The following is a 26,151-nucleotide window of genomic DNA, read 5'->3' as shown; positions in this document are numbered from 1 at the left end:
CGGCTATTTCACCGACCAGTCCCAGTGCTGCTCGGCGTGCAGCCCCTCGAACAGCGCCCGGTTGCTCTCGAACAGCTCCTTCAGCGTGTCCAGAAACAGGCTCTTGCCAAAGCGCCGTGGACGCGAGAATGGGCGCCGGTTCGCGTTGACTCATGCTGCAGCGCAACATGCTAGCATCCCGCGCAGCCCCTGCTGCCGTGCCGGCAGGGGCCGTGACCGAGCACTTCGCCGATGAATTCCCCCGCCTCCACTCCCCCCTCTCCATCGTCATCGCCACGCGCGAGAGCCAGCTGGCCCTGTGGCAGGCCGAGCACGTGCAGCAGCTGCTGGCCGCGCGCGGGCACAGCGTGCAGCTACTGGGCATGACCACGCGCGGCGACCAGATCCTGGATCGCACGCTGTCCAAGGTCGGCGGCAAAGGGCTGTTCGTCAAAGAACTCGAAGTGGCGCTGGAGGAAGGCCGCGCCGACATCGCCGTGCATTCGCTCAAGGACGTGCCCATGGAGCTGCCGCCGGGCTTTGCGCTGGGCTGCGTCATGCAGCGCGAGGATCCGCGCGACGCCTTCGTCTCGCCGTGCTGGGCCAGCCTGGACGAGGTACCCCGGGGCGGTGTGGTCGGCACCTCCAGCCTGCGCCGCCAGGTGCTGCTGCAGGCACTGCGGCCCGACCTGCGCATCGAGCCGCTGCGCGGCAACGTCAACACCCGGCTGCGCAAGCTCGACGAAGGCCAGTACGACGCCATCGTGCTGGCCGCCGCCGGCCTCAAGCGCCTGGGCCTGCAGGGGCGCATCCGCGCCATCTTCACGCCCGAACAGATGCTGCCCGCCGCCGGCCAGGGCGCCCTGGGCATCGAGGTGCGTGCCGAGCGCACCGATCTGATCGCCGCGCTGGCCCCGCTGGCGCACCAGCCGACCTGGCTGACGGTGACCGCCGAGCGTGCCGTCAGCCGCGCCATGGGCGGCAGTTGCTCCATGCCGCTGGCGGCGCACGGCCAGTGGCTGGCCGACGGCACGCTGCAGCTGCGCGCCGCCTGGGGCGACCTGGAAACCGGCGCCGCGCTGGTGCGCGCCGAGGACACGGCCCGCGTCCACACCCTGGGCGAGGCCGACGCCCTGGGCCTGGCCGTGGCGGCGCGGCTGCGCGCCCATGGCGCCCGGGCAGCGAATGCCTGAGTTGCCTGCCATGCCCGAAGCCATGCCCGGCGCAGCGCGCGTGCTCGTCACCCGCCCGGCGCGCGAGGCCATGCCGTGGGTGCAGGGCCTGCAGACACACGGCATGGCCGCCCAGGCGCTGCCGCTGATTGACATCCGCGCGCTGCGGGATCCGGTACTGCTGCAGGCACTGGAGCAGGCGCGCCGCGCGCTGGGCCAGTACCGTGCGGCCATGTTCGTCAGCCCGAATGCGGTGGCGCATTTTCTTGCCGATACCGCTGAAGATTCAGAGTCAAATCTGGCGCAAACCCTTACCAGACAAGCGCTGACAGCTATCGATACAAGAGCATGGGCGCCCGGCCCGGGCACGCTGCGCGCCCTGCAGGCCGCTGGCGTGCCGGCGGCCCGCATCGACGCCCCGCCAGCCACCAGCGCGCAGTTCGACTCCGAGGCCTTGTGGCCTTGCGTGGCAACGCAGGTGCGCCCCGGCGACCGCATCCTGATCGTGCGCGGCAGCGGCGGCCCGGCGGTCGAAGGCGGCCAGGGCCGGCCCTGGCTGGGCGCGCAACTGGCCGCTGCCGGGGCCGAAGTGCATTTCGTCGCCGCCTACGAGCGCTGCGCGCCGCAGTGGACTGCCGCCCAGCAGGCCCTGGCCCGGGCTGCGGCGCACGACGGCACGCTGTGGCTGCTCAGCAGCTCCGAGGCCCTGATGCATCTGCAGACCCTTCTGCCCGGCCAGGACTGGCAGCACGCCCGGGCGCTGGCCACCCACGCACGCATTGCCCAGACGGCACGCGAGGCCGGTTTTGGCGCCGTACACGAGTGCCGCCCGGCCCTGGCGGATGTGGCCGCATCGATAAAATCGCTCCATGCCCATCGAGACTCCTCCTGAGCCGGTCGCCGCTCCCGCAGCCCCGCTGTCCGGCACGGCAGCCGCCACGCGCGCCGGCCTGTGGCTGCTGGGCATGTTGGCCATCGCCGGCCTGGCCAGTTCGCTGCTGCTGTGGCAGCGCCTGTCGGCCATTCAGGAGCAGCTGGCGCGCCAAAGCGCCGACTCCGGCGCCCAGGCCATCGAGGCGCGCACCGTGGCGCGCGAGGCGCAGGATCTGGCACGCGAGACCGCCGCACGCCTGGCCGTGGCCGAAACCCGCGTCGGCGAAGTGGCGCTGCAGCGCGGCCAGCTCGAAGAGCTGATGCACAGCCTGTCGCGCACGCGTGATGAAAACCTGGTGGCCGACATCGAGGCCGCGCTGCGCCTGGCCCAACAGCAAGCCCAGCTCACCGGCAGCCTGCAGCCGCTGATCGCCGCCCTCAGGAGTGCCGAGCAGCGCATCGAGCGCGCCGCCCAGCCGCGCCTGGCGCCCGTGCAGCGCGCTCTGGCGCAGGATCTGGAGCGCCTGGAGCGCGCCAGCGTGACCGACACCGCCGGCCTGCTGGGCCGCATCGACGACCTGGTGCGCCAGGCTGACGAGTTGCCGCTGCTGGCCGACGTGGCCAGCGCCGCCGCCATGCGCCAGCCGCGCCCGGGCCGCGCTGGCGCTGCAGCTCCCGCTGCAGCCGCGCCGGCCACCCCCCTGCCGACACTGCCGAAACCGCCAAAACCGCCGCCGCCCCCGAGCCGCAGTGGCAGCGCCTGCTGGGCCGTGCCTGGGAAGGCGCGCGCGAACAGGCGCGCGGCCTGCTGCGCGTGAGCCGCATCGACCAGCCCGAGGCCATGCTGCTGGCGCCCGAGCAGGCTTTCTTCCTGCGCGAGAACCTCAAGCTCAAGCTGCTCAATGCCCGCCTGGCGCTGCTGGCACGGCGCATGGACACGGCGCGCGCCGACCTGCAGATGGCCAGCGCAGCGGTGGGCAAGTACTTCGACCCGGCCTCGCGCCGCGTCCAGACCATGGCGTCCTCGCTGGATCAGCTGCAGGGCCACATCCGATCGGCCGAGCTGCCCCAGCTCGACCACTCCATGGCCGCACTGGCCACGGCAGCGGCGGGGCGCTGACACCATGCGCGCCGCCCTGTGGTTGCTGGCCCTGTTCGGCGCTGCCGTCGCCGTGGCCCTGTTCGCCGGCAACAACCAGGGCACGATCACCGTGTTCTGGCCGCCCTACCGGGTCGATCTGTCGCTCAACATGGTGCTGGTGCTGTTGTTTGCCGGCTTTGCCCTGCTGTATGCCGCGCTGCGCGGCACGGCGACGCTGCTGGAGCTACCCGGGCGCGCGCGCCGCTGGCGCCGGCTGCAAAAGGAGCGCGCCATGCACGGCGCGCTGCTGGAGGCGCTGACGCAACTGCTGTCGGGGCGCTTTCTGCGCTCGCGCCGCGCTGCCGAATCCGCCGTGCAGCAGGAGCGCCGCCTGGCGCAGAGCGGCGAGCAACTGGGCCACGGGCGCCAGCTGCGCACCCTGGCGCACCTGCTGGCCGCCGAGGCCGCGCACGCGCTGCAGGACGGCGAGCAGCGCGACGCCCATCTGCAGCAGGCCCTGGATGGCCTGGGCCAGCCCGACACGGCGCTGGACGCCGAGCTGCGCGACGGCGCCCAGCTGCGCGCAGCGCGCTGGGCGCTCGACGAGCGCGACGCCGCCACGGCGCTGGAGCGGCTGGGCGAGCTGTCCAGCGGCGCGGCACGGCGCACCCTGGCGCAGCGCGTGCGCCTGAAGGCGGCCCGGCTGCAGCACCGCACGGCAGAAGCGCTGGACACCGCCCGCCTGCTGGCCAAGCACCGCGCCTTTGCCCCGGCAGCCGCTGCCAGCCTGGTGCGCAGCCTGGTGCTGGAGCTGATCAACGACGCCCGCGACACGGCCCAGCTGGAGCGTGTCTGGGCCAGCCTGGACGCAGCCGAGCGCACCACGCCCGACATCGCCGTGCGTGCCGCGCGCCGCCTGCAGGAGCTGGGCGGCGAGCCGGCGCAGGTGCGCGCCTGGCTGCTGCCGGTGTGGGAGCGCATGGCGGCAGGCTCCGCAGGAGCGGGAGCCGGCGCCGTGCCCAACCTGCAAAGTGACGAAGGCGCCCGGCTGGTCACCGTGCTGCAGACCAGCCTGCACGGCCTGGATGCCCCCTGGCTGGCGCGCATCGAAGCCGCCAGCCGGGCACAGCCCGGCGATGCCCGGCTGCTGTACCTGTCGGCCCTGGCCTGTATGCACCGTGAGCTGTGGGGCAAGGCCCGGCAGTTGCTGGCCCAGGCAGCGCCGCAGCTGGCCGATCCGGCCCTGCGCGCCAACGCCTGGCGCGCGCTGGCCGCGCTGGCCGAGCAGCAGGGCGACGACAGCGCCGCCGCCCAGGCCTGGAAGCAGGCGGCGCTGAGCCAGGATTGACAGGCACGAACGCCTGCCGCCAACGCCAGCGCCAGCAGCAAGCTGTTTTTACAAGAAAAAGCGGCTCAAACCCAAGCCAGGCAAGCGCTTCCAGCTATTGAATCAGGAGTTCTGTCTGCTGCCTCGGCGGCGTGTTCAGGTCCTTGGCGACACCTTCGAGGCATTGCGGGGGTGGCACTCAGCGCCGCTTGCGTGCGGCTGTGCCCATGGCCTGCTTTTGCCGATTGATGCGGTCGAGCTTGCGCTGGTCGATCTTTTCCATGGCCTTGCGCTTGGTGTAGCCCGAAGCATCGGCCCAGGCCCACCAGACGGCAGTGACGGCCAGGGGCGACAGCACCCACCACCAGGCCCAGTCGGCAACCGGGGCAACCTGGAAGTATTTGAGGAAAATCAGCAGCAGGCCCAGCACCAGGGTGTACATATCACGTCCTTTGCCGCCGTCCGGACATGGCGGCATTCCGGTCAACAGCGAACACTACAATCGCGTTGGAAGACAACTGTACTTCACCCCATCAGAGGAACCCCACCATGAAGCGCACTCTCATCACCCTCGCCGTGGCCCTGACTGCAGCCGCCCCCGTCATGGCCGACGAGGCCCTGGCCAAGTCCAAGAACTGCATGGCCTGCCACTCCGTGGACAAGAAGCTGGTCGGCCCCTCCTACAAGGACGTTGCTGCCAAGTACGCCGGCCAGGCCGGCGCTGCCGACAAGCTGGCCGAGAAGATCATCAAGGGCAGCTCCGGCGTCTGGGGCCCGGTGCCCATGCCGGCCAACGCCCAGGTCAATGCCGACGATGCCAAGAAGCTGGCCAACTGGGTGCTGTCGCTCAAGTAAGCCACCGCCTCCGTCCATCGGCTCCAGGGCCGGCGGGACGCAACAAGCCGCAGCGCTGCCAGGCGCTGCGGCTTTTTTGCTGTCTGGCCCTGCCCGGCGCCAGCGCCCGGGCTTCAGGGGCGCAGGCCCGGCTCGATGCGCAGCTCCGTCACCCCGCCCTGCCCGCCCTGGCGGTGCAATTGATCCTCCAGTTGCCCGACGTAGGCCGCCGTGGTGTTGTCGGACTCCTTCAGGCGGCTGCTCATGCGTGCCTCCAGCGCATCCATGCGCGCCAGCATGGCGCTGTGCTGGGCATCGAGGAAATTGCGCAGTTCGGTGAAGCGCGAGGCCTCGGCCTTGTCGGCCAGTTCGCGCTGGGCGGCCATCTCCTTGGTATGGCGGCGCGCCTCCAGCAGCACCGAGCCATGCAGGCCCAGCACGTAGGCCAGGAACATCACCGCCATGAGGGCCGTGAGCGCCAGCATGATCAGCCCCAGCGGCGCTTCGATGGTGGTCAGGCCCAGCGACATGATGGTCGGCGTGGCCAGCAGCGGCCAGTTCAGCACCGCCAGCGCGGCAATCGCCGCCATGATGAGCAGCAGGATCAGGGTTCGCAGGTTCATGGGATCGCTCCTTGGGAAATTCGCAGCCGCTGTTGTAACCCAGTCGGGCCTGCTCCCCGGCGCCCTCGTGGCGCTTTTGCGCGCAAGAAAAAGCCGCCCGGCACAGGCGGGGCGGCTTTTGCGTTGTGCGTTTGGCGCGCTGCGACCAGCGCGCCGGCCACTGGCGGTGGCCGCTCTGGATCAGTTGTTCTGCGCCAACTGCTCCAGGATTGCGGGGTTCTCCAGGGTGCTGGTGTCCTGGGTGATGGACTCGCCCTTGGCCAGCGAGCGCAGCAGGCGGCGCATGATCTTGCCCGAGCGGGTCTTGGGCAGGTTCTCGCCGAAGCGGATGTCCTTGGGCTTGGCAATCGGGCCGATCTCCTTGGCCACCCAGTCGCGCAGCTCCTTGGCGATCTGCTTGGCCTCGTCGCCGGTGGGGCGCGGGCGCTTGAGTACCACGAAGGCGCAGATGGCCTCGCCCGTCAGGTCGTCGGGGCGGCCTACCACCGCCGCCTCGGCCACGAGGTCGGACTTGGCCACCAGGGCGGACTCGATCTCCATGGTGCCCATGCGGTGGCCCGAGACGTTGAGCACGTCGTCGATGCGCCCGGTGACGCGGAAGTAGCCGTTGTCCTTGTCGCGCACCGCGCCGTCGCCGGCCAGGTAGGCGCCGCGCATCTCCTCGGGGAAGTAGGTCTTCTTGAAGCGCTCGGGGTCGTTCCAGATGGTGCGGATCATGCTCGGCCAGGGGCGTTTGATGACCAGCATGCCGCCCGAGCCATCGGGCATCTCGGTACCGGTCTCATCGACCACCGCCGTGTAAATGCCCGGCAGCGGCAGCGTACACGAGCCCGGCACCATGGGCGTGGCGCCCGGCAGCGGGTTGATGATGTGCCCGCCGGTCTCAGTCTGCCACCAGGTATCCACCACCGGGCAGCGCTCGCCGCCGACGTGCTTGTAATACCACATCCAGGCCTCGGGGTTGATGGGTTCGCCCACGCTGCCCAGCACGCGCAGGCTGGACAGATCCCAGTTCTTCGGATGCACGGACTCGTCCGAGTCGGCAGCCTTGATCAGCGAGCGGATGGCGGTGGGCGCGGTGTAGAAGATGGTGCACTTGTGGCGCTCGATCATCTGCCAGAAGCGTCCGGCGTTGGGATAGGTCGGGATGCCCTCGAAGATGATCTGCGTGCCGCCGGCAGCCAGCGGGCCATAGGCGACGTAGCTGTGGCCGGTGACCCAGCCGATGTCGGCCGTACACCAGAACACGTCCGAGGGCTGGAGGTCGAAGCTCCACTCCATGGTGCGCTTGGCCCACAGCAGGTAGCCGCCGGTGCTGTGCTGCACGCCCTTGGGCTTGCCGGTGGAGCCGCTGGTGTAGAGGATGAACAGCGGATGCTCGGCGCCCACCGGCGTCGGCTCGCACTCGCTGCTCTGGCCTTCCAGGGCCTGCTCGAAGGTCTTGTCGCGGCCTTCCACCATGTTGCAGGCGGTGGCGGTGCGCTGGAACACGAACACGTTCTTGACCGTCTCGCAGCCGCCCAGGGCCAGGCCGTCATCGACGATGCCCTTGAGCGGCAGCTCCTTGCCGCCGCGCACCTGGTAGTTGGCGGTGATCACGGCCACGGCCTGCGCGTCCACGATGCGCTCTTGCACCGCCTTGGCGGAAAAGCCGCCGAACACCACGCTGTGCGTGGCGCCGATGCGCGCGCAGGCCTGCATGGCCACCACGCCCTCCACGCCCATGGGCATGTAGATCAGCACCCGGTCGCCCTTCGCGACGCCGTGGCTCTTGAGCGCGTTGGCGAACTGGCTCACGCGCGCGAGCAGTTCGCGGTAGGTGTACTTGGTGACCTTGCCGTCGTCGGCCTCGAAAATGATGGCCGTCTTGTTCTCGACCGGCGTGCCCATGTGGCGATCCAGGCAGTTGGCGCTGGCGTTGAGCTCGCCGTCATCGAACCACTGGTAAAACGGCGCATTGCTCTCGTCGAGCACGCGGGTGAAGGGTTTGATCCACTGCAGGTTCTCGCGTGCCTGGCGGCCCCAGAAGCCCTGGAAATCCTGGTCGGCCTCGGCGCGCAGCGCCTGGTAGGCCGACATGCCCGAGATGTTGGCGCCCTGGACGACGTTTTCGGGCGGCTGGATGACACGGTTTTCGACCAGTACGGATTGGATCGCGGACGGGGATGCACTCATGGATTTGTCTCCTGCAAGACGGACGGAACAGTAGAAATTTCGGCGTGCAAATGTCATCTGCGGGACTTACAACCCACTGACGCGGCCCCTGCGCCCGGACGCGGCCAGGCGGGACGCTCTGCGCCGGTAGGCCGGTTTTTGGTCAAATCGGCTCCAAACCCTTTGCAGGCAAGCGCAGGCAGCTATCAAAACAGAAAAAACTGCAACCGAAACAACTCGCTTGCTAACACACATTTGATAACCTTTGTTTTGACTCAAACATAGGCAATCAATATACTAGATCGATGTTTTACAACCTGCCATGCAGGTAATCGATCTTTGGGCAGCCCATTTCCGAGTGCTGAACCAAAGGTTGTTGTTCACGGCGGCGGCGCGTTTTCTCATACGACAGCGATGAGGCAGCGCCCGGCGTCCAGGCCGAAGACTCGGCCCTGATGCCCCCCTGGTGTCGATGCCGTTGCTCCTGCGCAGCGCACCGCACCCGCGCTGTTTGAGCAAAAGTCCCCAGCCCGGCCTCTTTTGCCACGCGCGTCCTGCTTGCCATACAGGCCCTTGCGTACTGCTTCGCGTGCCATTCGGGCCGACCAGGTCACTGGTTGTCTGTTCTTCCCGTGTCCGCTCTCCGGCATTCGTCTGCTGCGCCCACCGCCTGCGGTGCGCGCCGCCATCGTGGTTCCGGCGCATCAGGGTTCTTGGTTGCCCAGTCTGCCTTGCTTCGGCCTTCGCAGTCCCTGCGGCTCTCTCTCAGAGCGCTGGCGGGGTTTGGCATCCGTTCGACTCGATTCGAGTGACAAGAGGGAGGAAATCCATTCATGGCCAAGCAAATCATCATCGACCACGTCTTCAAGGTCTTTGGCGAGCAACCCCAGCAGGCGCTGGAGCTGGTGCGCCAGGGCGCGTCCAAGCAGGACATCCTGGAGCGCACCGGCCAGTCCATCGGCGTCTTCGACGCCACGTTCACCATCGAGGCCGGCGAGATCTTCGTCGTCATGGGCCTGTCCGGCTCGGGCAAATCGACCCTGGTGCGGATGCTCAACCGCCTGATCGCGCCCACCAGCGGGCGCATCATGGTCGATGGCCAGGACATCGGGCAGCTCAGCGAGCCGGCCCTGCGCGCGCTGCGGCGCAAGGACATCTCCATGGTGTTCCAGTCGTTCGCGCTGATGCCCCACCTCACGGTGCTGGACAACACCGCCTTCGGCCTGGAGCTGGCCGGCGTGGGCCGCCAGGAGCGCCAGCAGGCGGCCGAGCAGGCGCTGGCCCAGGTCGGCCTGGCCGGCTGGGGCGCGAGCTATCCGGATGAGCTCTCGGGCGGGATGCAGCAGCGCGTCGGCCTGGCGCGGGCGCTGGCGTCCGATCCGGCCATCTTGCTGATGGACGAGGCGTTCTCCGCGCTCGACCCCATCATCCGCACCGAAATGCAGTCCGAGCTGCTGCGCCTGCAGGAAAAGCAGCGGCGCACCATCGTCTTCATCTCGCACGACCTGGACGAGGCCATGCGCATCGGCGACCGCATCGCCATCATGAAGGACGGCCAGGTGGTGCAGGTCGGCACGCCCGACGAGATCCTGCGCTGCCCGGCCAACGACTACGTGCGCAGCTTTGTGCGCGGGGTGGATGCCGCCGCCGTATTCAAGGCCGCCGACATCGCGCGCCAGGCGCTCACCGTGGTCTCGGCGCAGTCCGACCGGGGCTGCCGCGCCACGCTGCGCATCCTGGAGGACTCGGATCGCGAGCACGCCTATGTGCTGACCAGCGACCAGCGCTTTCTGGGCGTGGTGTCCTCGCAGTCGCTGCGCCAGGCGCTGCACGGCCACCAGGGGCCGCTGGGCCTGCGCCACGCCTTCCTGGGCGACGCCCCGGCCATCGAGGCCGCCACGCCGGTGGCCGACCTGTATGGGCCGCTGTCCAGCGCGCCATGCCCGCTGCCGGTGGTCGATGAGGCCGGGCGTTACCTGGGCGTGGTCAGCCGCACCGGCCTGATGCGCTTCCTGGATCGCGACACGCCGCCCCTGCCGCCGCAGCAGGAGGAGCGCGCCCCGCTGCACCTGAACCCGCATTTCCCGCAGGCCGCCAGCCCCGTGGCCCCGACGCTGGCCGCGCATTGACCCCGAGGAGGAGAAAAGAACATGCAACAAGCCCAAGCCCAGACCCTGAGCGACATTCCTGAACGCCCTGACGGCAACCCCTGGACGGGCGAGGCAACGTCCGCCGCAGCGCCCCTGGAGCAGCCCGCCGCCGCTGCTGCCGCCCCCTGGAGCGATGGCGCAGCCGCCGGCACCGCCGCCCCGTCCGACCCGTGGAGCGGCAACGCCCAGGCCACGGCCAGCGACCCATGGAGTGGCGACGCCGCCGGCACGGCTGCCGATGCCCCTGCCGGCGACCCCTGGGGCGGCGGCGACGCTGCCGCCAGCGCCGCCGACCCGGCAGCCGGCGCCGATTGGCTGGACAGCGCCGCCCAGGCCAGCAGCACCGCTGACGGCAGCACTGGCGGTCTGGCCGCGCTGTGGCAGCAGATCCAGAACGACGGCCTGCCCATCCAGGGCTGGATCAACGACGGCCTGCATTGGGTGGTGGAGAACTTCCGCCCGTTCTTCCAGGCCGTGCGCGCACCCATCGACGCCACGCTGACCGGCGTGACCGACGCCCTGCTGGTCGTGCCCACGCCGGCCATGATCGTGCTGGCCGCCCTGCTGGCCTGGCAGTTCGCCGGCCGCGCCATGGCCATTGGCACAGCGGTATCGCTGGCGCTGGTCATGCTGCTGGGCATCTGGCCCGACGCCATGGTCACCCTGGCGCTGGTGCTGACCTCGCTGCTGTTTTGCGTGCTGCTTGGCCTGCCCGCCGGCGTGCTGCTGGCCGCCAGCGACCGCGCCCAGCGCATCACCCGCCCGCTGCTGGACGCCATGCAGACCACGCCGGCCTTCGTCTATCTGGTGCCGGTGGTCATGCTGTTCGGCATCGGCAACGTGCCGGGAGTGATCGTGACCATTGTCTTTGCCCTGCCTCCGCTCATTCGCCTCACCAACCTGGGCATCCGCCAGGTGCGCCCAGATTTGATCGAGGCCAGCCGCGCCTATGGCGCCTCGCCCTGGCAGCTGCTGTGGAAGGTGCAGCTGCCGCTGGCCATGCCCAGCATCATGGCCGGCATCAACCAGGCGCTGATGCTCTCGCTGTCCATGGTGGTCATTGCCTCCATGATCGCCGTGGGCGGCCTGGGCCAGATGGTGCTGCGCGGCATTGGCCGCCTGGACATGGGCCTGGCCACCGTGGGCGGCCTGGGCATCGTGCTGCTGGCCATCGTGCTGGATCGGCTGACCCAGGCCATGGGCGAGCCGCGCCGTGGCGGCGAGCGCTGGTGGCACACCGGCCCTGCTGGGCTGCTGACGCGCACTCTGCGCCAGCGCCCGGCAACCGCCCCGGCGCAGGCCGCCGCCCAGCCGGCCACGCCCGCTGCCGCCGCCGCGCCCCAGGCCCCAGCCGGCAAGCCAGCCACGTCCGACCTGCCCGCCATGGGCCGCCAGCCAGCGGTCTGACCCCCTGCCCTTGCTCCTTCCCCCTGTGGGGGAAGGCTGGGATGGGGGCCGGCTGGCTCTGGCGCGCCGTGTCGTGCAGCCACCGTCGCTGGCCCCCACCCCAACCCTCCCCCAGAGAGGGAGGGAGCGAAATCGCCCCCCCTCCAGAGGGGGAGCCGAACCCCCGGCAAATCATTTATCCCACCCACGAAAGGAAATCCCAAGGATGACAACCACCACCCTGCCCCCCGCGCCTGTGCATACCCTGCGCACCCGCCTGTCCACCGTGGCTGCCGGCCTGGCGCTGGCCCTTGCCGGCAGCGCCTTTGCCGCCGACCAGCCCGGCAAGGGCGTCAGCGTGCAGCCGCTCAAGAGCTCGATTGCCGAGGAAACCTTCCAGACACTGCTGGTCATGAAGGGCCTGGAGCAGCTGGGCTACGACGTCAAGCCCATCAAGGAAGTCGAGTACCCGACAGCGCACATCGCCATTGCCAATGGCGACGCCACGTTTCTGGCTGATCACTGGAACCCGCTGCACGCCGACTACTACAAGAACGCCGGCGGCGAGGCCAAGCTGTACCGCAAGGGCATCTTCTCGGGCAACGCCGCACAGGGCTACCTGATCGACAAGAAGACTGCCGACCAGCACAAGATCACCAACATCGAGCAGCTGAAAAAACCCGAGATCGCCAAGCTGTTCGACACAAACGGCGACGGCAAGGCGGATCTCACCGGCTGCAACCCCGGCTGGGGCTGCGAGGGCGTGATCGAGCACCACCTGGACGCCTACGGCCTGCGCGGCACGGTGACGCACAACCAGGGTTCGTACTCGGCGCTGATCGCCGACACCATCACGCGCTTTCGCGAAGGCAAGCCGGTGCTGTACTACACCTGGACGCCCTACTGGGTGAGCAACGAGCTCAAGCCCGGCAAGGATGTCGTGTGGCTGGAGGTGCCGTTTTCCTCGCTGCCCGGCGAGCAAAAGGGCCTGGACACCAAGCTGCCCAATGGCAAGAACTATGGCTTCGTGGTGAACAACCAGCAAATCCTGGCCAACAAGGCCTGGGCCGAGGCCAACCCGGCCGCTGCCAAGCTGTTTGAGGTCATGCAGCTGCCTGTGGCCGACATCAACGCGCAAAACCACATGATGAGCCAGGGCCAGAACAAGCCCGCCGACATCGAGCGGCACGTGAACGGCTGGATCCGCGCGCACCAGCAGACCTTCGACGGCTGGCTGGCGCAGGCGCGCGCGGCGGCGAAATAAACCTTCGCACGCTCCGCGCTCTTCACTCCTTCTCCCGCACGCGGGAGAGGGGGCTGACACCGGCTCCCATCAAGCGTGGCGCGCTATCAAAACCATTGCACACGCTTCATCCACTTCAGAAAGACACATGCACACCATCCAGCAAACCTCTCTCTTTTCCCTCTCTTCCCTGCTGCGCCGCAGCGCAGCGCTGGCCGCCTTTTCGCTGGCGGCGGCAGCCGCCGGCCCGGCCCTGGCCAACACCGCACCTGCCGCCCAGCCCGGCCAGGGCGTCAAGGTGACCATCCTCAAGAGCTCGCTGGCCGAAGAATCCTTCCAGACCGTGGTCGCCATGCGCGCGCTGCAGGCGCTGGGCTATGACGTGGCGCCGTACAAGGAAGTCGAATACCCGCTGGCGCACATGGCCGTGGCCAGCGGCGACGCCACGCTGATCGCCAACCACTGGAACCCGCACCACTCCGAGTTCTACAAGGCCGCCGGCGGCGACGCCAGGCTCTCGCGCAAGGGCGTGTATTCCGCCGGCGCCGCGCAGGGCTACATGATCGACAAGAAGACCGCCGATCAATACAACATCACGCACATCGACCAGCTCAAAGACCCGAAGCTGGCCAAGCTGTTCGACATGAGCGGCGATGGCCGCGCCGACCTGGTCGGGCCGAATGCCGGCTGGGGCGGCGAGGCGGTGGTCGAGCACCATCTGGACACCTACGGCCTGCGCGGCACGGTCAACTACGTGCAGGGCAACTACCCGGCGCTGATCACCGAGACGCTGGCGCGCTATGAATCGGGCAAGCCGGTGCTGTTCTACGCCTGGACGCCGCACTGGCTGAGCAACGTGCTGAAAACCGGCAAGGATGTCGTGTGGCTGCAGGTGCCCTACTCGGCCATGCCTGGCGTGCAGGCCGGCACCGACACCAAGCTGCCCAACGGCAGGAACTACGGCTTTCCGCTGAACAACGAGTACATCGTCGCCAACAAGGAGTGGGTGGCGAAGAACCCGGCTGCCGGCAAGCTGTTCGAGGTCATGCAGATCCCGCTGGCCGACATCAGCGCGCAAAACCGCCTGATCCACCAGGGCGAGAAGAGCGCCGCCGACATCGAGCGCCACGCCGACGCCTGGATCCGCGCGCACCAGAAGACCTTCGACGGCTGGCTGCAGCAGGCGCGCGCTGCGGCGAACTAAGCCCGGCGAGCCTCTCTTCACCCCCTCTCCCCCTCAGGGGGAGAGGGCTGGGGTGAGGGGGCAGCCCAAGCGCAACGCTCATCACCACCCCGGAATTCAACTTCTGTTTTGATAGCTGCCATCGCTTGTCTGGCAAGGCCTGGAGGCCAAAAACACCATTATTTTCAAGCGTGGCACCCACCTCAGCCGCCCACCATCTTGCCCGGCACGACCCATTCATCGAACTGCGCTTCGGTGACATGGCCCAGGGCGAGGGCCGCCGCGCGTAGCGTCGTGCCTTCGCGGTGCGCCTTCTTGGCGATCTCGGCGGCCTTGTCGTAGCCGATGTGGGTGTTGAGCGCCGTGACCAGCATCAGCGAGCGATCCAGCAGCTCGGCAATGCGCTCGCGCTGCGGCTCAATGCCCACGGCGCAATGGTCGTTGAAGCTGACCATGCCATCGGCCAGCAGGCGCACGCTCTGCAGGAAGTTGTAGCTGACCATGGGCCGGAACACGTTCAGCTCGAAGTTGCCGCTGGCGCCGCCGATGTTGATGGCCACGTCGTTGCCCATGACCTGCGCGCACAGCATGGTCAGCGCCTCGCACTGCGTCGGATTCACTTTGCCCGGCATGATGGACGAGCCGGGCTCGTTTTCCGGGATGCTGATCTCGCCGATGCCGCTCCTGGGCCCGCTGGCCAGCCAGCGCACGTCGTTGGCGATCTTCATCAGGCTGGCCGCCAGGGTTTTCAGCGCGCCATGCGCCGCGACCAGTGCGTCGCAACTGGCCAGCGCCTCGAACTTGCTGGGCGCGGTGACGAAGGGCTGGCCGGTCAGGCGAGCGATTTCCTGCGCCACCGCCTCGGCATAACCTGCCGGCGCATTCAGGCCCGTGCCCACGGCCGTGCCGCCCAGCGCCAGCTCGTACAGATGCGGCAGCGCCGCACGCACATGGGCCTCGCCGTGGTGCAGCTGCGCCACCCAGCCGGAGATCTCCTGCCCCAGCGTCAAGGGCGTCGCATCCTGCAGGTGCGTGCGGCCGATCTTGACCACGTCGGCGAACTGGCGTGATTTTTCCTGCAGCGTGCCGCGTAGCTCGTCCAGCGCCGGCAGCAGCCGATGCACGATGGCCAGCACCGCCGACACGTGCATGGCCGTGGGGAAGACGTCGTTGCTCGACTGGCTCTTGTTCACGTCGTCGTTGGGGTGCACCAGCCGGCCCTCGCCGCGCGCGCCGCCCAGGATCTCGCTGGCGCGGTTGGCCAGCACCTCGTTGACGTTCATATTGGTCTGCGTGCCCGAGCCGGTCTGCCAGACCACCAGCGGAAACTCGCCGTCGTGCCGGCCATCGAGCACCTCGTCGGCAGCAGCCAGGATGGCGCGCGTGCGGTCATCCTGCAGCAGGCCCAGGTCGTGGTTGACCTTGGCCGAGGCACGCTTGACCTGCACCAGCGCGCGGATCAGCTCGGGCGGCTGCTGCTCGCCGGAGATGTCGAAGTTCAGCAGCGAGCGCTGGGTCTGCGCGCCCCACAGGCGATTGGCCGGCACCTCGATAGGGCCGAAGGTGTCGCGCTCGGTGCGCGTGGCGGATGGGCTATCGGAATGGTGCTGATTCATGGCGCAGAAAACTCCTTGCAAAAAAACGGTGGTGGCACGGCCAGACCCTGGCATTTCAGCGCAAGGCCGGGCTGCCGTGCAGTCGGCCAGGGCCGCGAATGTGTCCGCAGTGCCGGTGCCGGCGCCCGCAGCGCAGGCAGCCTCGCCAGCCCCGCGCAAGGTCGGATGGGGATAATCCTGCAGGCATTTTTGTTACACCTCATCCACGTGTCATCCACGTACCACCAAGCACAAGGACTTACCGAGGCCATGACCACCACCATCCGCTACCACGACCTGGTCGAATCCATTGCCGGCGCGCTGCAATACATCAGCTACTACCACCCGGCAGACTACATCCAGCACCTGGCGCGCGCCTGGGAGCGCGAGCAATCCCCGGCGGCCAAGGATGCGATGGCGCAAATCCTGACCAACAGCAAAATGGCCGCCTACGGCCACCGCCCGATCTGCCAGGACACGGGCATCGTCAACGTCTTTCTGAAGCTGGGCATGGATGTGCGCTTCGAGGGCTTTGCCGCCGACCAGAGCCTGGAGGACGCCATCAACGAAGGCGTGCGCCGCGGCTACAACCACCCGGACAATACGCTGCGCGCCAGCGTCGTGGCCGACCCGCACTTTGCGCGCAAGAACACCCGCGACAACACGCCCGCCGTCATCAACGTTCAACTGGTGCCGGGCGACAAGCTGGACATCACCGTCGCGGCCAAGGGCGGCGGCAGCGAGAACAAGTCCAAGATGGTCATGATGAACCCCAGCGACAGCCTGGTGGACTGGGTGCTCAAGACCGTGCCCGAGATGGGCGCCGGCTGGTGCCCGCCGGGGATGCTGGGCATCGGCATCGGCGGCACGGCGGAAAAGGCCGTGCTGCTGGCCAAGGAAAGCCTGATGGACGACCTGGACATGCACGAACTGCAGGCCAGGAATGCGCGCGGCGAGAAGCTGACCCAGGTCGATGAGCGGCGCCTGGAGCTGTACGAGAAGGTCAACGCCCTGGGCATTGGCGCGCAGGGCCTGGGCGGCCTGTCCACCGTGCTGGACGTGAAGATCAGGATGTACCCCACGCACGCCGCCAGCAAGCCCGTGGCCATGATCCCCAACTGCGCGGCCACGCGGCACGCGCATTTCGTCATGGACGGCAGCGGCCCGGTCTATCTGGAGGCCCCCAGCATCGACCTGTGGCCGCAGGTGGACTGGGCACCCAACACCGAGACCAGCAAGCGCGTCGATCTCAACACCCTGACCCGCGAGGAAGTCGCCAGCTGGAAGCCCGGCCAGACACTGCTCTTGAACGGCAAGATGCTGACGGGCCGCGACGCCGCGCACAAGCGCATCCAGGACATGCTGGCGCGGGGCGAGAAACTGCCGGTGGACTTCACCAACCGCGTCATCTATTACGTCGGCCCGGTCGATCCGGTGGGGGATGAAGCGGTCGGCCCGGCTGGCCCGACCACGGCCACGCGCATGGACAAGTTCACCGACATGATGCTGGAGCAAACCGGCCTGATCGCCATGATCGGCAAGGCCGAGCGCGGTCCGGTGGCGATTGAGGCCATCAAGCGCCACCGCAGCGCCTACCTCATGGCCGTGGGCGGCGCGGCCTACCTGGTCAGCAAGGCCATCAAGCAGGCGCGCGTGGTCGGCTTCGAGGATCTGGGCATGGAGGCCATCTACGAATTCGACGTGGTGGACATGCCGGTCACGGTGGCGGTCGATGCAGGAGGTACCAGCGCGCACATCACCGGGCCGGCCGAGTGGCAAAAGCGCATTGCGAGTGGGGAGTTCAGGGGGATTGAGGTAGTTCCGGCCTGATCGCGTCGTCTGACCGGATCGGCTCGTCTTCTCGGCCCCTTCTCGACTGCGAGGCACCGGGGCTGAGAAAAAGAGCAGAGGACGCCCGCACAATTTCAGCGGGTCAATAATCGAATGGACAATCTGACAATTCGAGTGAACTGGCGCGGCCCTTTTTCCCTGGAAGAGGTGTGCGAAACCGATCTCGGCGGCGGACTCTATTTGCTGACGGGAAAACGTCCGTACGAGCGCAATGAACAGATTCAATACTGCGGCATCACCGAAGGGTTTTTCAGGTCACGACTCAAACAGCATCACAAGCTCCCACAGATCAAGAAAGACCTCAGGATCTGGCTCGGCCAGGTCGTTTATCCGGAACAGGTGACGCGCACTCATCTGGAGCTCGCCGAAGCAATCATTGTCTATTTCTGGCAGCCAAACTTGAATGAACGCAAAAGAATTCAGCCTCCGCGCCCTACCGTCATTATTTCGCAGTGGCTCAGGCGCGACGGCTCGCCGCGCTTCAATCAACTGTCAATCTATTCAGATCTGCACGACGTCATATGCTGGGATGGAGTACTCTGGCGGACGGGCAATCTGAAGGTTTACGCGGGCTGAGGCCTAGTTGGCCTTCGTGCGTCTGCCCCCTTCCAACCAACTGACAGGAAGCACCCATGAGCTGGTTCCTCGCCGCCCTCCAGAAATACGCCACTTTCTCCGGCCGCGCGCAGCGGGCGGAGTATTGGTATTTCGTGCTGTTTTACTTGCTCATCGTCCTTGTCCTGTCGATCGTCGATGCCTTCACCGGCACGTTCGACAGAGAAGGCGGTGTCGGCTTGCTCAGCGGCTTGTTCAGCCTCGCGCTGTTCATCCCGTCACTGGCCGTGGCGGTGCGTCGTCTGCACGATATCGGGCGCAGTGGCTGGTGGCTGCTCATCGGGCTGATTCCCTTGGTCGGCGCTTTCGTCCTGCTCGTCTTTGCCGTACAGGACAGCCAGCCCGGCAGCAATGCCTACGGCCCCAACCCCAAGACCGGCACCGGCTGAAGGCTTGAGGGCACGCGCGCCCGCGCACGCCTGGGCTGGCGCTTGGGCCGGCTTCAGCGCACCGGCAGAAATTGCAGAAGCTGTCCGCCCACCAGCGTCTGCACATAGCTGATCACGGCCCGGCGGTATTTCTCCGTCATGACCTGCGCCAGCAAGTCCAGCCGGGCAATGATCTTGCCGAACTCGCGCTCGTAGCTCAGGTTGCGCTCGGCGGGGTTGATCTCGTCGGCCAACAGCAGCGGGCGGCCCAGGGCGTTGCGCCGCTGGGCCAGGATCCAGATGGCGACTTCGACGTTGCGCGCCGCGTTGTACAGGTGCTGCGCGTCCAGGCTGTCGATCAGGAAGAACTGCGTGCGGTCGCCGTGCGCGACGATCATGGTGTCGGCCACGGCATAGATGAAGCTGCCGACGCGGTCGTCGGCGAATTCGGGCGACAGCGCCAGCGCCAGGGCGTCGATGTCACGACGCTCCTGCAGGGGCGGCCAGCCAAAGCGCTGCTCGACGCAGCTGCGCAGCAAATTCACCGCCTCCGTGCGGTTGGGCGCATTGCCCTTGCGCCACTCCGCCGGGTTGCGCCGGTACAGCTTGTCGGCCAGGCGGTACAGCGCATCCAGGTTCTCGCGCATGGCGATGGTGGCCACGCGGTTGATGTCCGACTGCAGCAGCTCCTGCCCGGTGGCTTGCGGGCCTTTGACCTTGCCCCGGGGGTCGGGGCCGGGGTGGTGGAGCAGGCGGCCAGCAGCGATGTGGCCAGCAGGGGCAGCGCAGCGCGCCGTGAGACCAGGGCAGCCGCCGCTTGCGGGTGCTGCCGCCCCAGGGGTGTCATGTCTGCCTGCCTGCCTGTTTTACCCATGTCAATGCGCCTCTTCCCAGTTGCCTCCCGCGCCCACCTCGGCCACCAGCGGCACTTTCAACTGCGCCACGCCGGCCATCACCCGAGGTATCGATTCTTGCAGCCATTGCAGCTCGCCCTCGGGCAGCTCGAAGACCAGCTCGTCGTGTACCTGCATGACCATCAGCACCTCGGGCCTGTCGCTGTCCAGCAGCGCCTGCACCTGCACCATGGCCATCTTGATCAGGTCTGCCGCCGTGCCCTGCATGGGCGCGTTGATGGCGGCGCGCTCGGCGCCGCTCCTGCGCGGGCCGTTGGGCGAGTTGATCTCGGGCAGGTACAGGCGCCGGCCAAAGACGGTCTCCACATAGCCGCGCTCCTTGGCCTCCAGCCGGGTGTTGTCCATGTAGCGTTTCACGCCGGGGTAGCGCTCGAAGTAGCGGTCGATGTAGTTCTTCGCCGCGCCGTTGCTGATGCCCAGGGCTTTGGCCAGGCCGAAGCTGCTCATGCCGTAGATCAGCCCGAAGTTGATGGTCTTGGCATAGCGGCGCTGCTCGCTGGTGACCTGCTCCAGCGCCACGCCGAAGACTTCCGCCGCCGTGGCGCGGTGTACGTCCAGCCCCTGGCTGAAGGCGGCCAGCAGGGCCGCATCGCCGCTGATGTGCGCCATGATGCGCAGCTCGATCTGGCTGTAGTCGCAGCTGGCGATCAGGCGGCCCGGCGGGGCGATGAAGGCCTCGCGGATGCGCCGGCCCTCCGCCGTGCGGATGGGGATGTTCTGCAGATTGGGTTCGTTGCTCGACAGCCGGCCCGTGACCGCCACGGCCTGCGCGTAGTGCGTGTGTACGCGCCCGGTGCGCGGGTCGGCCAGCTGGCCCAGTTTGTCGGTGTACGTCCCCTTGAGCTTGCACAAGCTGCGGTGCTCCAGCAGCCTGGCCGGCAGCGGGTAGTTCTCGGCCAGTTTTTCCAGCACTTCCTCATCGGTGGAGCGCGCGCCGGTGGCGGTCTTCTTGATGACCGGCATACCCAGCTTGTCGAAAAAGATCTCGCCCAGCTGCTTCGGGCTGCCCAGGTTGAAGGGCTGACCGGCGATCTCGTAGGCCTGCTGCTCCAGCGCCACGATGCGCTGGCCCAGGTCGCGGCTTTGCGCGGCCAGCAAGTCGGCGTCGATCAGCACGCCATTCCTTTCGATGCGAAACAGCGTCTCGCTGCAGGCGATCTCCAGCTCGTAGATGGCGCGCAGCTTTTCGTCGGCCTGCAACTGCGGCCACAGCACGCGGTGGACATCCAGCGTCTGATCCGAGTCCTCGCAGGCATAGGCCGCTGCCTGCTCCACCGCCACCTGCGAGAACGGGATTTGCTTGGCGCCCTTGCCGCACAGGTCTTCATAGGACAGCCCGGTGCGGCCCGTATGGCGCTCGGCCAGGCTGGCCAGGCCGTGCGGCCTGTGGACTTCCAGCACGTAGCTTTGCAGCATGGTGTCGTGGACGTAGCCGCGCACCTGGATGCCGTGGTTGGCCAGCACGTGGCGGTCGTATTTGATGTGCTGGCCTAATTTTGGCGCTGCCGCATCCTCCAGCCAGGGCTTGAGGCGCGCCAGCACCTCGTCCAGCGGCAGTTGCTCAGGCACGTCCGGGCCGTCGTGCGCCAGCGGGATGTAGGCGGCACTGCCCGGCTCGACGCTGAAGCTCAGGCCGACGATGCGCGCACGCAGCTCGTCGAGCGAGGTGGTTTCGGTGTCCAGCGCCACCAGCGGCGCGGCCTGCAGGCGCACCAGCCAGCGCTCGAAGTCCGGCCAGTCCAGGATGATGTCGTAGGCCACTTCGCGCTGCTGGGCAGCCTCGGCCAGCTCGGTGGCACCGGCACTGGCGACATCGCCCACGGCACTTTCGGCGCTGCCACCCTGCAGGGCGCGGGCCAGGGAGCGAAAGCCGTATTTTTCATAAAAATCGGCCAATTCCCTTGTCTGGTTTGCGCTAACAGCTATTGAATCAATAGCATCAGGATAGCCCGGCAGGTACTCGTCCAGCGCGCAGTCGGTCTTGATGGTCAGCAGCTTGCGCCCGGTGGGCAGCCAGTCCAGCGCGGCGCGCAGGTTCTGCCCGGCCACGCCCTTGATGGTGTCGGCGCGGGCCATCAGCGCGTCCAGCGAGCCGTGCTCGGCCAGCCACTTGGCAGCCGTCTTGGGGCCAACCTTGGCCACGCCCGGCACGTTGTCCACGGCGTCCCCCACCAGGGCCTGAAAGTCCACCATCAGCCCGGGCGGCACGCCGAACTCCTCGCTCACCCCGGCCACATCGCGGCGCTTGCCGCTCATGGTGTCGATGATGGTGATGCGCTCATCGACCAGCTGCGCCAAGTCCTTGTCGCCGCTGGCGATGATGACGCGCAGGCCGCGTGCGGCGGCGTGCCTGGCCAGGGTGCCGATCACGTCGTCGGCCTCCACGCCCGGGATGCACAGGAGCGGCCAGCCCAGCAACTGCACGACCTCATGGATGGGCGCAATCTGCGCGCGCAGGTCGTCGGGCATGGCGCTGCGATTGGCCTTGTAGTCGGGATACAGCTCGTCGCGGAAGGTGGGGCCGCTGGCATCGAACACACAGGCGGCGTACTCGGCTGGCACGTCCTTTTGCAGGGCGCTCAGCATGTTGACCATGCCGCGAATGGCGCCGGTGGCCGGGCTAGCCGGGTCGCCCGGCACAGCGCGCAGGTCGGGCATGGCGTGGAAGGCCCGGTACAGGTAGCTGGAGCCATCGACCAGCAGCAGGGTCTGGCGTTCGTCGTTGTCGGTCATGGCGGCATTTTGTACGCGATGACCGGGCTGTGCAGCGGCACAATGGCCGCTTTGCAGTCCTGCGTCAGCGAAAGCGCCACGCCATGAAGAAAACCCTCACCCTGCTCCTAGCGGCCTGCGCCCTGGCGGCCACGGCCACAGCCGCGCCCCAGTTCTCCGACATCCCGCCCGACATGCAAAAGGTGCTGCAGGGCAACGCCCTCAAGAGCGCACAGCTCGACAGCCGGGGCGTGCTGCACCTGGTGAGCGAAAAGCCCGTCATCAGCGAGCTGACCTTTGCCAGTTTCGTGTTTCACACCATCTGCGCGCAGCAGTGGCGCCACCCCGACGAGTTCGCCCGCTGGCAGCTCGCCCGGGTGCAGCTGCTGGAGGCGAGCGCCCAGCAGGGCTTTGCCTTCGATGCGCGCGGCGACATCTGCCAGCGCATGGGCCAGATGGGGCAGAACTACCGCAGCGTGATACAGCAGCGCACGGCGGTGTGCAGCAGCGGGCAGTGCCCGGCGCAGCCATGAGGCGCGCCACCCGCATCGCCCTGGGGGCGCTGGCCGTACTGGTGCTGGCCGGCGCTGCCGGCTGGGCCAGCCTGGATCGGGAAACGCGCGGCCTGCTCCAGGCACTGCCGACCAACCGCGACATCCTGTTCTGGAGTGTGCCGCAGCGCGACGCGGCCTTTCGTGCCATGGACAGGATCTCGCTGCTGGCCAAGTGGCGCACCATGCACGCCGGCGCCACGCCGCGCGAGCTGCCGGCAGGCGAGCCGCTGGTGCTGCCCATCGACGTCGATGCCTTCATGGCCGGGCAGCGCAGCGCCAATTTGCTGATCGTGCAAGGGGGCAAACTGCGCCTGGAGCGCTACGGCCTGGGCTTTGACCAGCACGGGCGCTGGACGAGCTTTTCCGTGGCCAAGTCCTTCACCTCGACGCTGGCCGGCGCAGCCGTCAAGGACGGTTTCATCAAGAGCCTGGATGACAAGGTCAGCCAGTACATCCCCGAGATGAAAGGCTCGGCATACGACGACGTGAGCGTACGCCAGCTGCTGACCATGACCTCGGGCGTGGCCTGGAACGAGGACTACGCCGACCCCAGCTCGGACGTAGCGCGCTTCAACAACCACCAGCCTGAAGCAGGCGTGGACGCGCTGGTCAGCTACCTGCGCCGCCTGCCGCGCGCCGCGCCGGCGGGCGAGCGCTGGAACTACAGCACCGGCGAGACCAACCTGGTCGGCGTGCTGATCAACCGCGCCACAGGCCGCACCCTGGCCGACTATCTGGAAGAAAAAGTCTGGCGCCCGGCAGGGATGCAGCAGGACGGCACGTGGCTTTTGAGCAAGAGCGGGCAGGAGATCAGCGGCTGCTGCATCCAGGCGGCGGCGCGCGACTATGCGCGCTTTGGCCAGTTCATCCTGGAAGGCGCGCGCGCCGGTGGTGCTGCCGGTACCAGCATTCTGCCGGACGGCTGGCTGCAGGAGGCCACGCGCAAGCACGCCGACATCGATGTGCCGGGGCGGGGCTATGGCTACCAGTGGTGGACGTATGACGACGGCAGCTACAGCGCGCGCGGCATCTTCGGCCAGGGCATCTTCATCGACCCGCAGCGCCAGCTGGTCATCGTGACCAATGCCAACTGGGCCGGCGGGGCGCGCGATCCGCAGGCGCTGCCGGCACGCGAGGAGTTCTACCGCACGGTGCAGCAGGCCATCGACCAGGAGGCGGCGCGCGCTGCGCAGCCGCAGCAGTAAGCCCGGGGCCGCCGGCCCTGCCCCCTACAATCGCCGCCATGCGCGCCCCTTTGCTTCTCTCCTCCCTGCTGCTGGCCCTAGCCAGCGTCCCGGCCCTGGCTCAGAATTCTGATCAAAACAGCGTTTCACCCAATACTGGCAAGCGTGAACAGCTATCAAATCAAGAGCAATCAGAAACCCTGGATGGCCGGCGCAACCAGCGCGTACAGCGCATCGTGGTCGAGGACTCGGGCAGCCGCGTGGATGAGCTGCGCGTGGGCGGGCAGACGCACAGCATCACCGTGCAGCCCAAGACCGGCGCGGCCCTGCCCTCGTACGAGGTCAAGGCCCACGACGGCGCCCGCGCCCGGCCCGGCAACCTGGACGCCTCGGACACCATGACCGCGCCGCGCGTGTGGAACCTGGGGCGCTTCTGATGCGGCTGCGGCCCGGCACAGCCTGACCCGCACGCCATTTCCTTCCCACGCCCTGCCCGCCCGACCCGGCTGGTCGGCCCCGGCAGGCGCAACCGGCGACCACCCCCTTTCCTGATCCACGATGGCCGTCTATACCGAAGTCTCCAGCAAGGACGCGCGCGAGTTGCTGCGCCGCCTGCAACTGGGCAAGCTGCTCGCCCTCCAGGGCATAGAGGGCGGCATCGAGAACACCAACTATTTCGTCACCGCCGAGGCGGGCGAGTACGTGCTGACCCTGTTCGAGCGCCTGACGCACGAGCAGCTGCCGTTCTACCTGCACCTGATGCACCACCTGGCGCACGCCGGCATCCCGGTGCCCGACCCGCAGGCCGACAAGCGCGGCGCCATCCTGCACACCGTAGCCGGCAAGCCCGCCGCCCTGGCCACCCGGCTGCGCGGCAAGAGCCAGCTGACGCCCCAGGCCAGCCACTGCGCCGCCGTGGGCGCCATGCTGGCGCGTATGCATCTGGCCGGGCAGGACTACGCGCGCAGCCAGCCCAACCTGCGCGGCCTGCCCTGGTGGAACGAGACCGTGCCGGTGGTACTGCCCTACCTCACGAGCGAGCAGGCAGCGCTGCTGCAGTCCGAGCTGGCCTACCAGAACCACATCGCCGCAGGCAGCAGCTACGCCGCCCTGCCGCGCGGACCCATCCATGCCGACCTGTTTCGCGACAACGTGATGTTCGAAGGCGAGGAGCTGACGGGCTTTTTCGACTTCTACTTCGCCGGCGTGGACACCTGGCTGTTCGACCTGGCCGTGAGCCTCAACGACTGGGCCATCGACCTGCCCACCGGCCAGCACGACAGCGAGCGCGCCGCCGCCATGCTGGCCGCCTACCAGGGCGTACGCCCGCTCACCGCCGCCGAGCGCGAACTGCTGCCAGCCCTGCTGCGCGCCGGGGCGCTGCGCTTTTGGATCTCGCGGCTGTGGGACTTTTACCTGCCGCGCGAGGCCAGCTTGCTCAAACCGCACGACCCGGCCCACTTCGAGCGCGTGCTGCGCCAGCGGGTGCAGCATCCGCCGGCCTGGCTGCTGTCGCCATGAAGCTGCGCATCGTCCCCGCACGCACCGGCCTGGAGTGGACGCGCCTGGGCGTGCGCGTGTTCTGGCGCCAGCCCATGGCGCTGGCGGCGCTGTTCTTTTTGTCCATGGCGGCGATCTCGCTGGCCACGGCGCTGCCGCTGGTCGGCCCGGCCATCGCCCTGGCGCTGCTGCCCTCGGCCACGTTGGTCATGATGGTCGCCGCCGCCGAGGCCTACCGTGGCCAGACGCCCACGCCGCAGCTGCTGCTGGTGGCCTTTCGCACCGGGCGCCAGCGCATGAACGCCATGCTGATCCTGGGTGCGCTGTACGCCGGGGGCTTTCTGCTGATCATGGGCCTGTCGGCGCTGGTCGATGGCGGCGACTTTGCACGCGTCTATATGGGCGGCGCACCGCTGACGCGCGAGTTGGCCGAGTCGGGCAGCTTCCAGGCCGCCATGTGGCTGGCGCTGTTGCTTTATGTCCCGCTGTCGCTGCTGTTCTGGCACGCGCCGGGCCTGGTGCATTGGCACGGCGTGCCGCCGGTCAAGGCGCTGTTTTTCAGCATCGTCGCCTGCGTGCGCAATCTGGGCGCATTCATGGTCTATGGCCTGGCCTGGCTGGGCGTGTTCATGATCGCCGGCATGGTGGTCAGCCTGGCGGTGGCGCTGCTGTCCGGCCTGGGCCTGGGCGTCGGCGTGGCCGGCGGCGTCATGGTGGGCACGGCCATGATGCTGGCGTCGATGTTCTTCACCTCGGTGGTCTTCACCTTCCGCGACAGCTTCGAGGCGCCCGAGGCAGCCGAGCCGCCGCCCCAGGACGACGCAGCAGCCTGAACATTTTGCTGGCGGCTGCG

Annotated in this window: 22 protein-coding genes and 2 pseudogenes; 17 read left to right on the top strand and 7 right to left on the bottom strand. The window is 68.1% G+C overall.

Annotated features, from left to right (window positions below; all coding sequences use genetic code 11):
• Nucleotides 1-3: 3 nt before the first annotated feature.
• Nucleotides 4-117: pseudogene (locus tag IDM45_RS17875) on the bottom strand (AAA family ATPase); the annotation flags it as partial.
• Nucleotides 118-167: 50 nt separating this feature from the next.
• On the opposite strand from IDM45_RS17875, the gene hemC reads away from it, so the two are divergent.
• The 4 genes and pseudogenes from hemC to IDM45_RS01060 all read left to right on the top strand — a co-directional run bounded on the left by hemC (nt 168) and on the right by IDM45_RS01060 (nt 4,453).
• The gene (gene hemC, locus IDM45_RS01075; RefSeq protein ID WP_209421270.1) at nt 168-1,172 is read left to right on the top strand and encodes a hydroxymethylbilane synthase; all 1,005 of its coding nucleotides are present in this window, start codon (nt 168-170) and stop codon (nt 1,170-1,172) included.
• Nucleotides 1,173-1,182: 10 nt separating this feature from the next.
• Nucleotides 1,183-2,043, top strand: a complete 861-nt coding sequence (locus IDM45_RS01070) for a uroporphyrinogen-III synthase (RefSeq protein WP_232653631.1) — start codon at nt 1,183-1,185, stop codon at nt 2,041-2,043.
• A pseudogene (locus IDM45_RS01065) lies at nt 2,021-3,144 on the top strand (uroporphyrinogen-III C-methyltransferase). The gene IDM45_RS01070 and the pseudogene IDM45_RS01065 overlap by 23 nt, the downstream one beginning before the upstream one ends.
• Before the next feature lie 4 nt (nt 3,145-3,148).
• Nucleotides 3,149-4,453 (top strand): heme biosynthesis HemY N-terminal domain-containing protein, encoded by a 1,305-nt coding sequence (locus IDM45_RS01060; RefSeq protein ID WP_209421269.1) that lies wholly within the window; start codon nt 3,149-3,151, stop codon nt 4,451-4,453.
• Between the two features lie 178 nt (nt 4,454-4,631).
• On the opposite strand, the gene IDM45_RS01055 is transcribed toward IDM45_RS01060, so the two are convergent.
• Complete coding sequence (locus tag IDM45_RS01055; RefSeq protein WP_209421268.1) at nt 4,632-4,874, bottom strand: TIGR04438 family Trp-rich protein; 243 nt, start codon at nt 4,872-4,874, stop codon at nt 4,632-4,634.
• A gap of 107 nt (nt 4,875-4,981) precedes the next feature.
• Between IDM45_RS01055 and IDM45_RS01050 the strand changes: the two genes are divergently transcribed.
• Nucleotides 4,982-5,287 (top strand): c-type cytochrome, encoded by a 306-nt coding sequence (locus IDM45_RS01050; protein ID WP_209421267.1) that lies wholly within the window; start codon nt 4,982-4,984, stop codon nt 5,285-5,287.
• A 113-nt stretch (nt 5,288-5,400) separates the two neighbouring features.
• On the opposite strand, the gene IDM45_RS01045 is transcribed toward IDM45_RS01050, so the two are convergent.
• Complete coding sequence (locus IDM45_RS01045; protein ID WP_209421266.1) at nt 5,401-5,889, bottom strand: LapA family protein; 489 nt, start codon at nt 5,887-5,889, stop codon at nt 5,401-5,403.
• A gap of 180 nt (nt 5,890-6,069) precedes the next feature.
• On the bottom strand, nt 6,070-8,064 hold the full coding sequence (gene acs, locus IDM45_RS01040; protein ID WP_209421265.1) for an acetate--CoA ligase: 1,995 nt from the start codon (nt 8,062-8,064) through the stop codon (nt 6,070-6,072).
• An 812-nt stretch (nt 8,065-8,876) separates the two neighbouring features.
• Here acs and proV point away from each other — a divergent pair.
• The 4 genes from proV (at nt 8,877) to proX (IDM45_RS01020) (ending at nt 14,026) form a co-directional block, all read left to right on the top strand.
• Nucleotides 8,877-10,172: a glycine betaine/L-proline ABC transporter ATP-binding protein ProV gene (gene proV / locus IDM45_RS01035; protein WP_209421264.1), complete on the top strand. Its 1,296-nt coding sequence runs from the start codon at nt 8,877-8,879 to the stop codon at nt 10,170-10,172.
• 21 nt (nt 10,173-10,193) lie between these two features.
• Nucleotides 10,194-11,600 (top strand): glycine betaine/L-proline ABC transporter permease ProW, encoded by a 1,407-nt coding sequence (gene proW / locus IDM45_RS01030; protein ID WP_232653635.1) that lies wholly within the window; start codon nt 10,194-10,196, stop codon nt 11,598-11,600.
• A gap of 205 nt (nt 11,601-11,805) precedes the next feature.
• A complete protein-coding gene (gene proX / locus IDM45_RS01025) occupies nt 11,806-12,843 on the top strand; it encodes a glycine betaine/L-proline ABC transporter substrate-binding protein ProX (RefSeq protein WP_209421263.1) in 1,038 nt (345 codons plus the stop codon).
• A gap of 127 nt (nt 12,844-12,970) precedes the next feature.
• A complete protein-coding gene (gene proX, locus IDM45_RS01020) occupies nt 12,971-14,026 on the top strand; it encodes a glycine betaine/L-proline ABC transporter substrate-binding protein ProX (protein WP_209421262.1) in 1,056 nt (351 codons plus the stop codon).
• 182 nt (nt 14,027-14,208) lie between these two features.
• On the opposite strand, the gene fumC is transcribed toward proX (IDM45_RS01020), so the two are convergent.
• Nucleotides 14,209-15,621, bottom strand: coding sequence for a class II fumarate hydratase (gene fumC / locus IDM45_RS01015; protein ID WP_209421261.1), 1,413 nt, complete (start codon nt 15,619-15,621; stop codon nt 14,209-14,211).
• 249 nt (nt 15,622-15,870) lie between these two features.
• Between fumC and IDM45_RS01010 the strand changes: the two genes are divergently transcribed.
• From IDM45_RS01010 to IDM45_RS01000, 3 genes are all read left to right on the top strand, one after another.
• A complete protein-coding gene (locus IDM45_RS01010; RefSeq protein WP_209421260.1) occupies nt 15,871-17,430 on the top strand; it encodes a fumarate hydratase in 1,560 nt (519 codons plus the stop codon).
• A gap of 114 nt (nt 17,431-17,544) precedes the next feature.
• Nucleotides 17,545-18,027, top strand: coding sequence for a hypothetical protein (locus IDM45_RS01005; protein ID WP_209421259.1), 483 nt, complete (start codon nt 17,545-17,547; stop codon nt 18,025-18,027).
• A gap of 56 nt (nt 18,028-18,083) precedes the next feature.
• Nucleotides 18,084-18,455: a DUF805 domain-containing protein gene (locus IDM45_RS01000; protein ID WP_209421258.1), complete on the top strand. Its 372-nt coding sequence runs from the start codon at nt 18,084-18,086 to the stop codon at nt 18,453-18,455.
• 53 nt (nt 18,456-18,508) lie between these two features.
• On the opposite strand, the gene IDM45_RS00995 is transcribed toward IDM45_RS01000, so the two are convergent.
• Both IDM45_RS00995 and polA read right to left on the bottom strand, forming a co-directional pair.
• Nucleotides 18,509-19,096 carry a hypothetical protein gene (locus tag IDM45_RS00995; protein ID WP_411828406.1) on the bottom strand — a complete coding sequence of 196 codons (588 nt, stop codon included), beginning with the start codon at nt 19,094-19,096 and terminating at the stop codon, nt 18,509-18,511.
• Between the two features lie 213 nt (nt 19,097-19,309).
• The gene (gene polA, locus IDM45_RS00990; RefSeq protein ID WP_209421257.1) at nt 19,310-22,081 is read right to left on the bottom strand and encodes a DNA polymerase I; all 2,772 of its coding nucleotides are present in this window, start codon (nt 22,079-22,081) and stop codon (nt 19,310-19,312) included.
• A gap of 83 nt (nt 22,082-22,164) precedes the next feature.
• Here polA and IDM45_RS00985 point away from each other — a divergent pair, with 83 nt between their 5' ends.
• The 5 genes from IDM45_RS00985 (at nt 22,165) to IDM45_RS00965 (ending at nt 26,131) form a co-directional block, all read left to right on the top strand.
• On the top strand, nt 22,165-22,593 hold the full coding sequence (locus IDM45_RS00985) for a hypothetical protein (protein ID WP_209421256.1): 429 nt from the start codon (nt 22,165-22,167) through the stop codon (nt 22,591-22,593).
• Complete coding sequence (locus tag IDM45_RS00980) at nt 22,590-23,819, top strand: serine hydrolase domain-containing protein (RefSeq protein WP_209421255.1); 1,230 nt, start codon at nt 22,590-22,592, stop codon at nt 23,817-23,819. Before IDM45_RS00985 ends, IDM45_RS00980 begins: the two co-directional genes overlap by 4 nt.
• Before the next feature lie 38 nt (nt 23,820-23,857).
• Entirely contained in the window at nt 23,858-24,235 is a 378-nt protein-coding gene (locus IDM45_RS00975) for a hypothetical protein (RefSeq protein ID WP_209421254.1), read from the top strand.
• A 121-nt stretch (nt 24,236-24,356) separates the two neighbouring features.
• Nucleotides 24,357-25,319: a homoserine kinase gene (locus tag IDM45_RS00970; protein WP_209421253.1), complete on the top strand. Its 963-nt coding sequence runs from the start codon at nt 24,357-24,359 to the stop codon at nt 25,317-25,319.
• Nucleotides 25,316-26,131, top strand: coding sequence for a BPSS1780 family membrane protein (locus tag IDM45_RS00965; protein WP_209421252.1), 816 nt, complete (start codon nt 25,316-25,318; stop codon nt 26,129-26,131). The genes IDM45_RS00970 and IDM45_RS00965 overlap by 4 nt, the downstream gene beginning before the upstream one ends.
• Nucleotides 26,132-26,151 lie beyond the last annotated feature (20 nt).

The sequence above is a fragment of the Melaminivora jejuensis genome, assembly GCF_017811175.1.
Taxonomy (GTDB): domain Bacteria; phylum Pseudomonadota; class Gammaproteobacteria; order Burkholderiales; family Burkholderiaceae_C; genus Melaminivora; species Melaminivora jejuensis.
Note: the sequence above shows the minus strand (reverse complement) of the source record. Positions and strands in the feature narration are given on the sequence as shown.

What these genes read in the sequence shown, in the direction of transcription:
- hemC (WP_209421270.1), top strand. Translation starts at nt 168, where the DNA reads ATGCTAGCATCCCGCGCAGCCCCTGCTGCCGTGCCGGCAGGGGCCGTG.
- IDM45_RS01070 (WP_232653631.1), top strand. Translation starts at nt 1,183, where the DNA reads ATGCCCGAAGCCATGCCCGGCGCAGCGCGCGTGCTCGTCACCCGCCCG.
- IDM45_RS01060 (WP_209421269.1), top strand. Translation starts at nt 3,149, where the DNA reads ATGCGCGCCGCCCTGTGGTTGCTGGCCCTGTTCGGCGCTGCCGTCGCC.
- IDM45_RS01055 (WP_209421268.1), bottom strand. Translation starts at nt 4,874, where the DNA reads ATGTACACCCTGGTGCTGGGCCTGCTGCTGATTTTCCTCAAATACTTC.
- IDM45_RS01050 (WP_209421267.1), top strand. Translation starts at nt 4,982, where the DNA reads ATGAAGCGCACTCTCATCACCCTCGCCGTGGCCCTGACTGCAGCCGCC.
- IDM45_RS01045 (WP_209421266.1), bottom strand. Translation starts at nt 5,889, where the DNA reads ATGAACCTGCGAACCCTGATCCTGCTGCTCATCATGGCGGCGATTGCC.
- acs (WP_209421265.1), bottom strand. Translation starts at nt 8,064, where the DNA reads ATGAGTGCATCCCCGTCCGCGATCCAATCCGTACTGGTCGAAAACCGT.
- proV (WP_209421264.1), top strand. Translation starts at nt 8,877, where the DNA reads ATGGCCAAGCAAATCATCATCGACCACGTCTTCAAGGTCTTTGGCGAG.
- proW (WP_232653635.1), top strand. Translation starts at nt 10,194, where the DNA reads ATGCAACAAGCCCAAGCCCAGACCCTGAGCGACATTCCTGAACGCCCT.
- proX (WP_209421263.1), top strand. Translation starts at nt 11,806, where the DNA reads ATGACAACCACCACCCTGCCCCCCGCGCCTGTGCATACCCTGCGCACC.
- proX (WP_209421262.1), top strand. Translation starts at nt 12,971, where the DNA reads ATGCACACCATCCAGCAAACCTCTCTCTTTTCCCTCTCTTCCCTGCTG.
- fumC (WP_209421261.1), bottom strand. Translation starts at nt 15,621, where the DNA reads ATGAATCAGCACCATTCCGATAGCCCATCCGCCACGCGCACCGAGCGC.
- IDM45_RS01010 (WP_209421260.1), top strand. Translation starts at nt 15,871, where the DNA reads ATGACCACCACCATCCGCTACCACGACCTGGTCGAATCCATTGCCGGC.
- IDM45_RS01005 (WP_209421259.1), top strand. Translation starts at nt 17,545, where the DNA reads ATGGACAATCTGACAATTCGAGTGAACTGGCGCGGCCCTTTTTCCCTG.
- IDM45_RS01000 (WP_209421258.1), top strand. Translation starts at nt 18,084, where the DNA reads ATGAGCTGGTTCCTCGCCGCCCTCCAGAAATACGCCACTTTCTCCGGC.
- polA (WP_209421257.1), bottom strand. Translation starts at nt 22,081, where the DNA reads ATGACCGACAACGACGAACGCCAGACCCTGCTGCTGGTCGATGGCTCC.
- IDM45_RS00985 (WP_209421256.1), top strand. Translation starts at nt 22,165, where the DNA reads ATGAAGAAAACCCTCACCCTGCTCCTAGCGGCCTGCGCCCTGGCGGCC.
- IDM45_RS00980 (WP_209421255.1), top strand. Translation starts at nt 22,590, where the DNA reads ATGAGGCGCGCCACCCGCATCGCCCTGGGGGCGCTGGCCGTACTGGTG.
- IDM45_RS00975 (WP_209421254.1), top strand. Translation starts at nt 23,858, where the DNA reads ATGCGCGCCCCTTTGCTTCTCTCCTCCCTGCTGCTGGCCCTAGCCAGC.
- IDM45_RS00970 (WP_209421253.1), top strand. Translation starts at nt 24,357, where the DNA reads ATGGCCGTCTATACCGAAGTCTCCAGCAAGGACGCGCGCGAGTTGCTG.
- IDM45_RS00965 (WP_209421252.1), top strand. Translation starts at nt 25,316, where the DNA reads ATGAAGCTGCGCATCGTCCCCGCACGCACCGGCCTGGAGTGGACGCGC.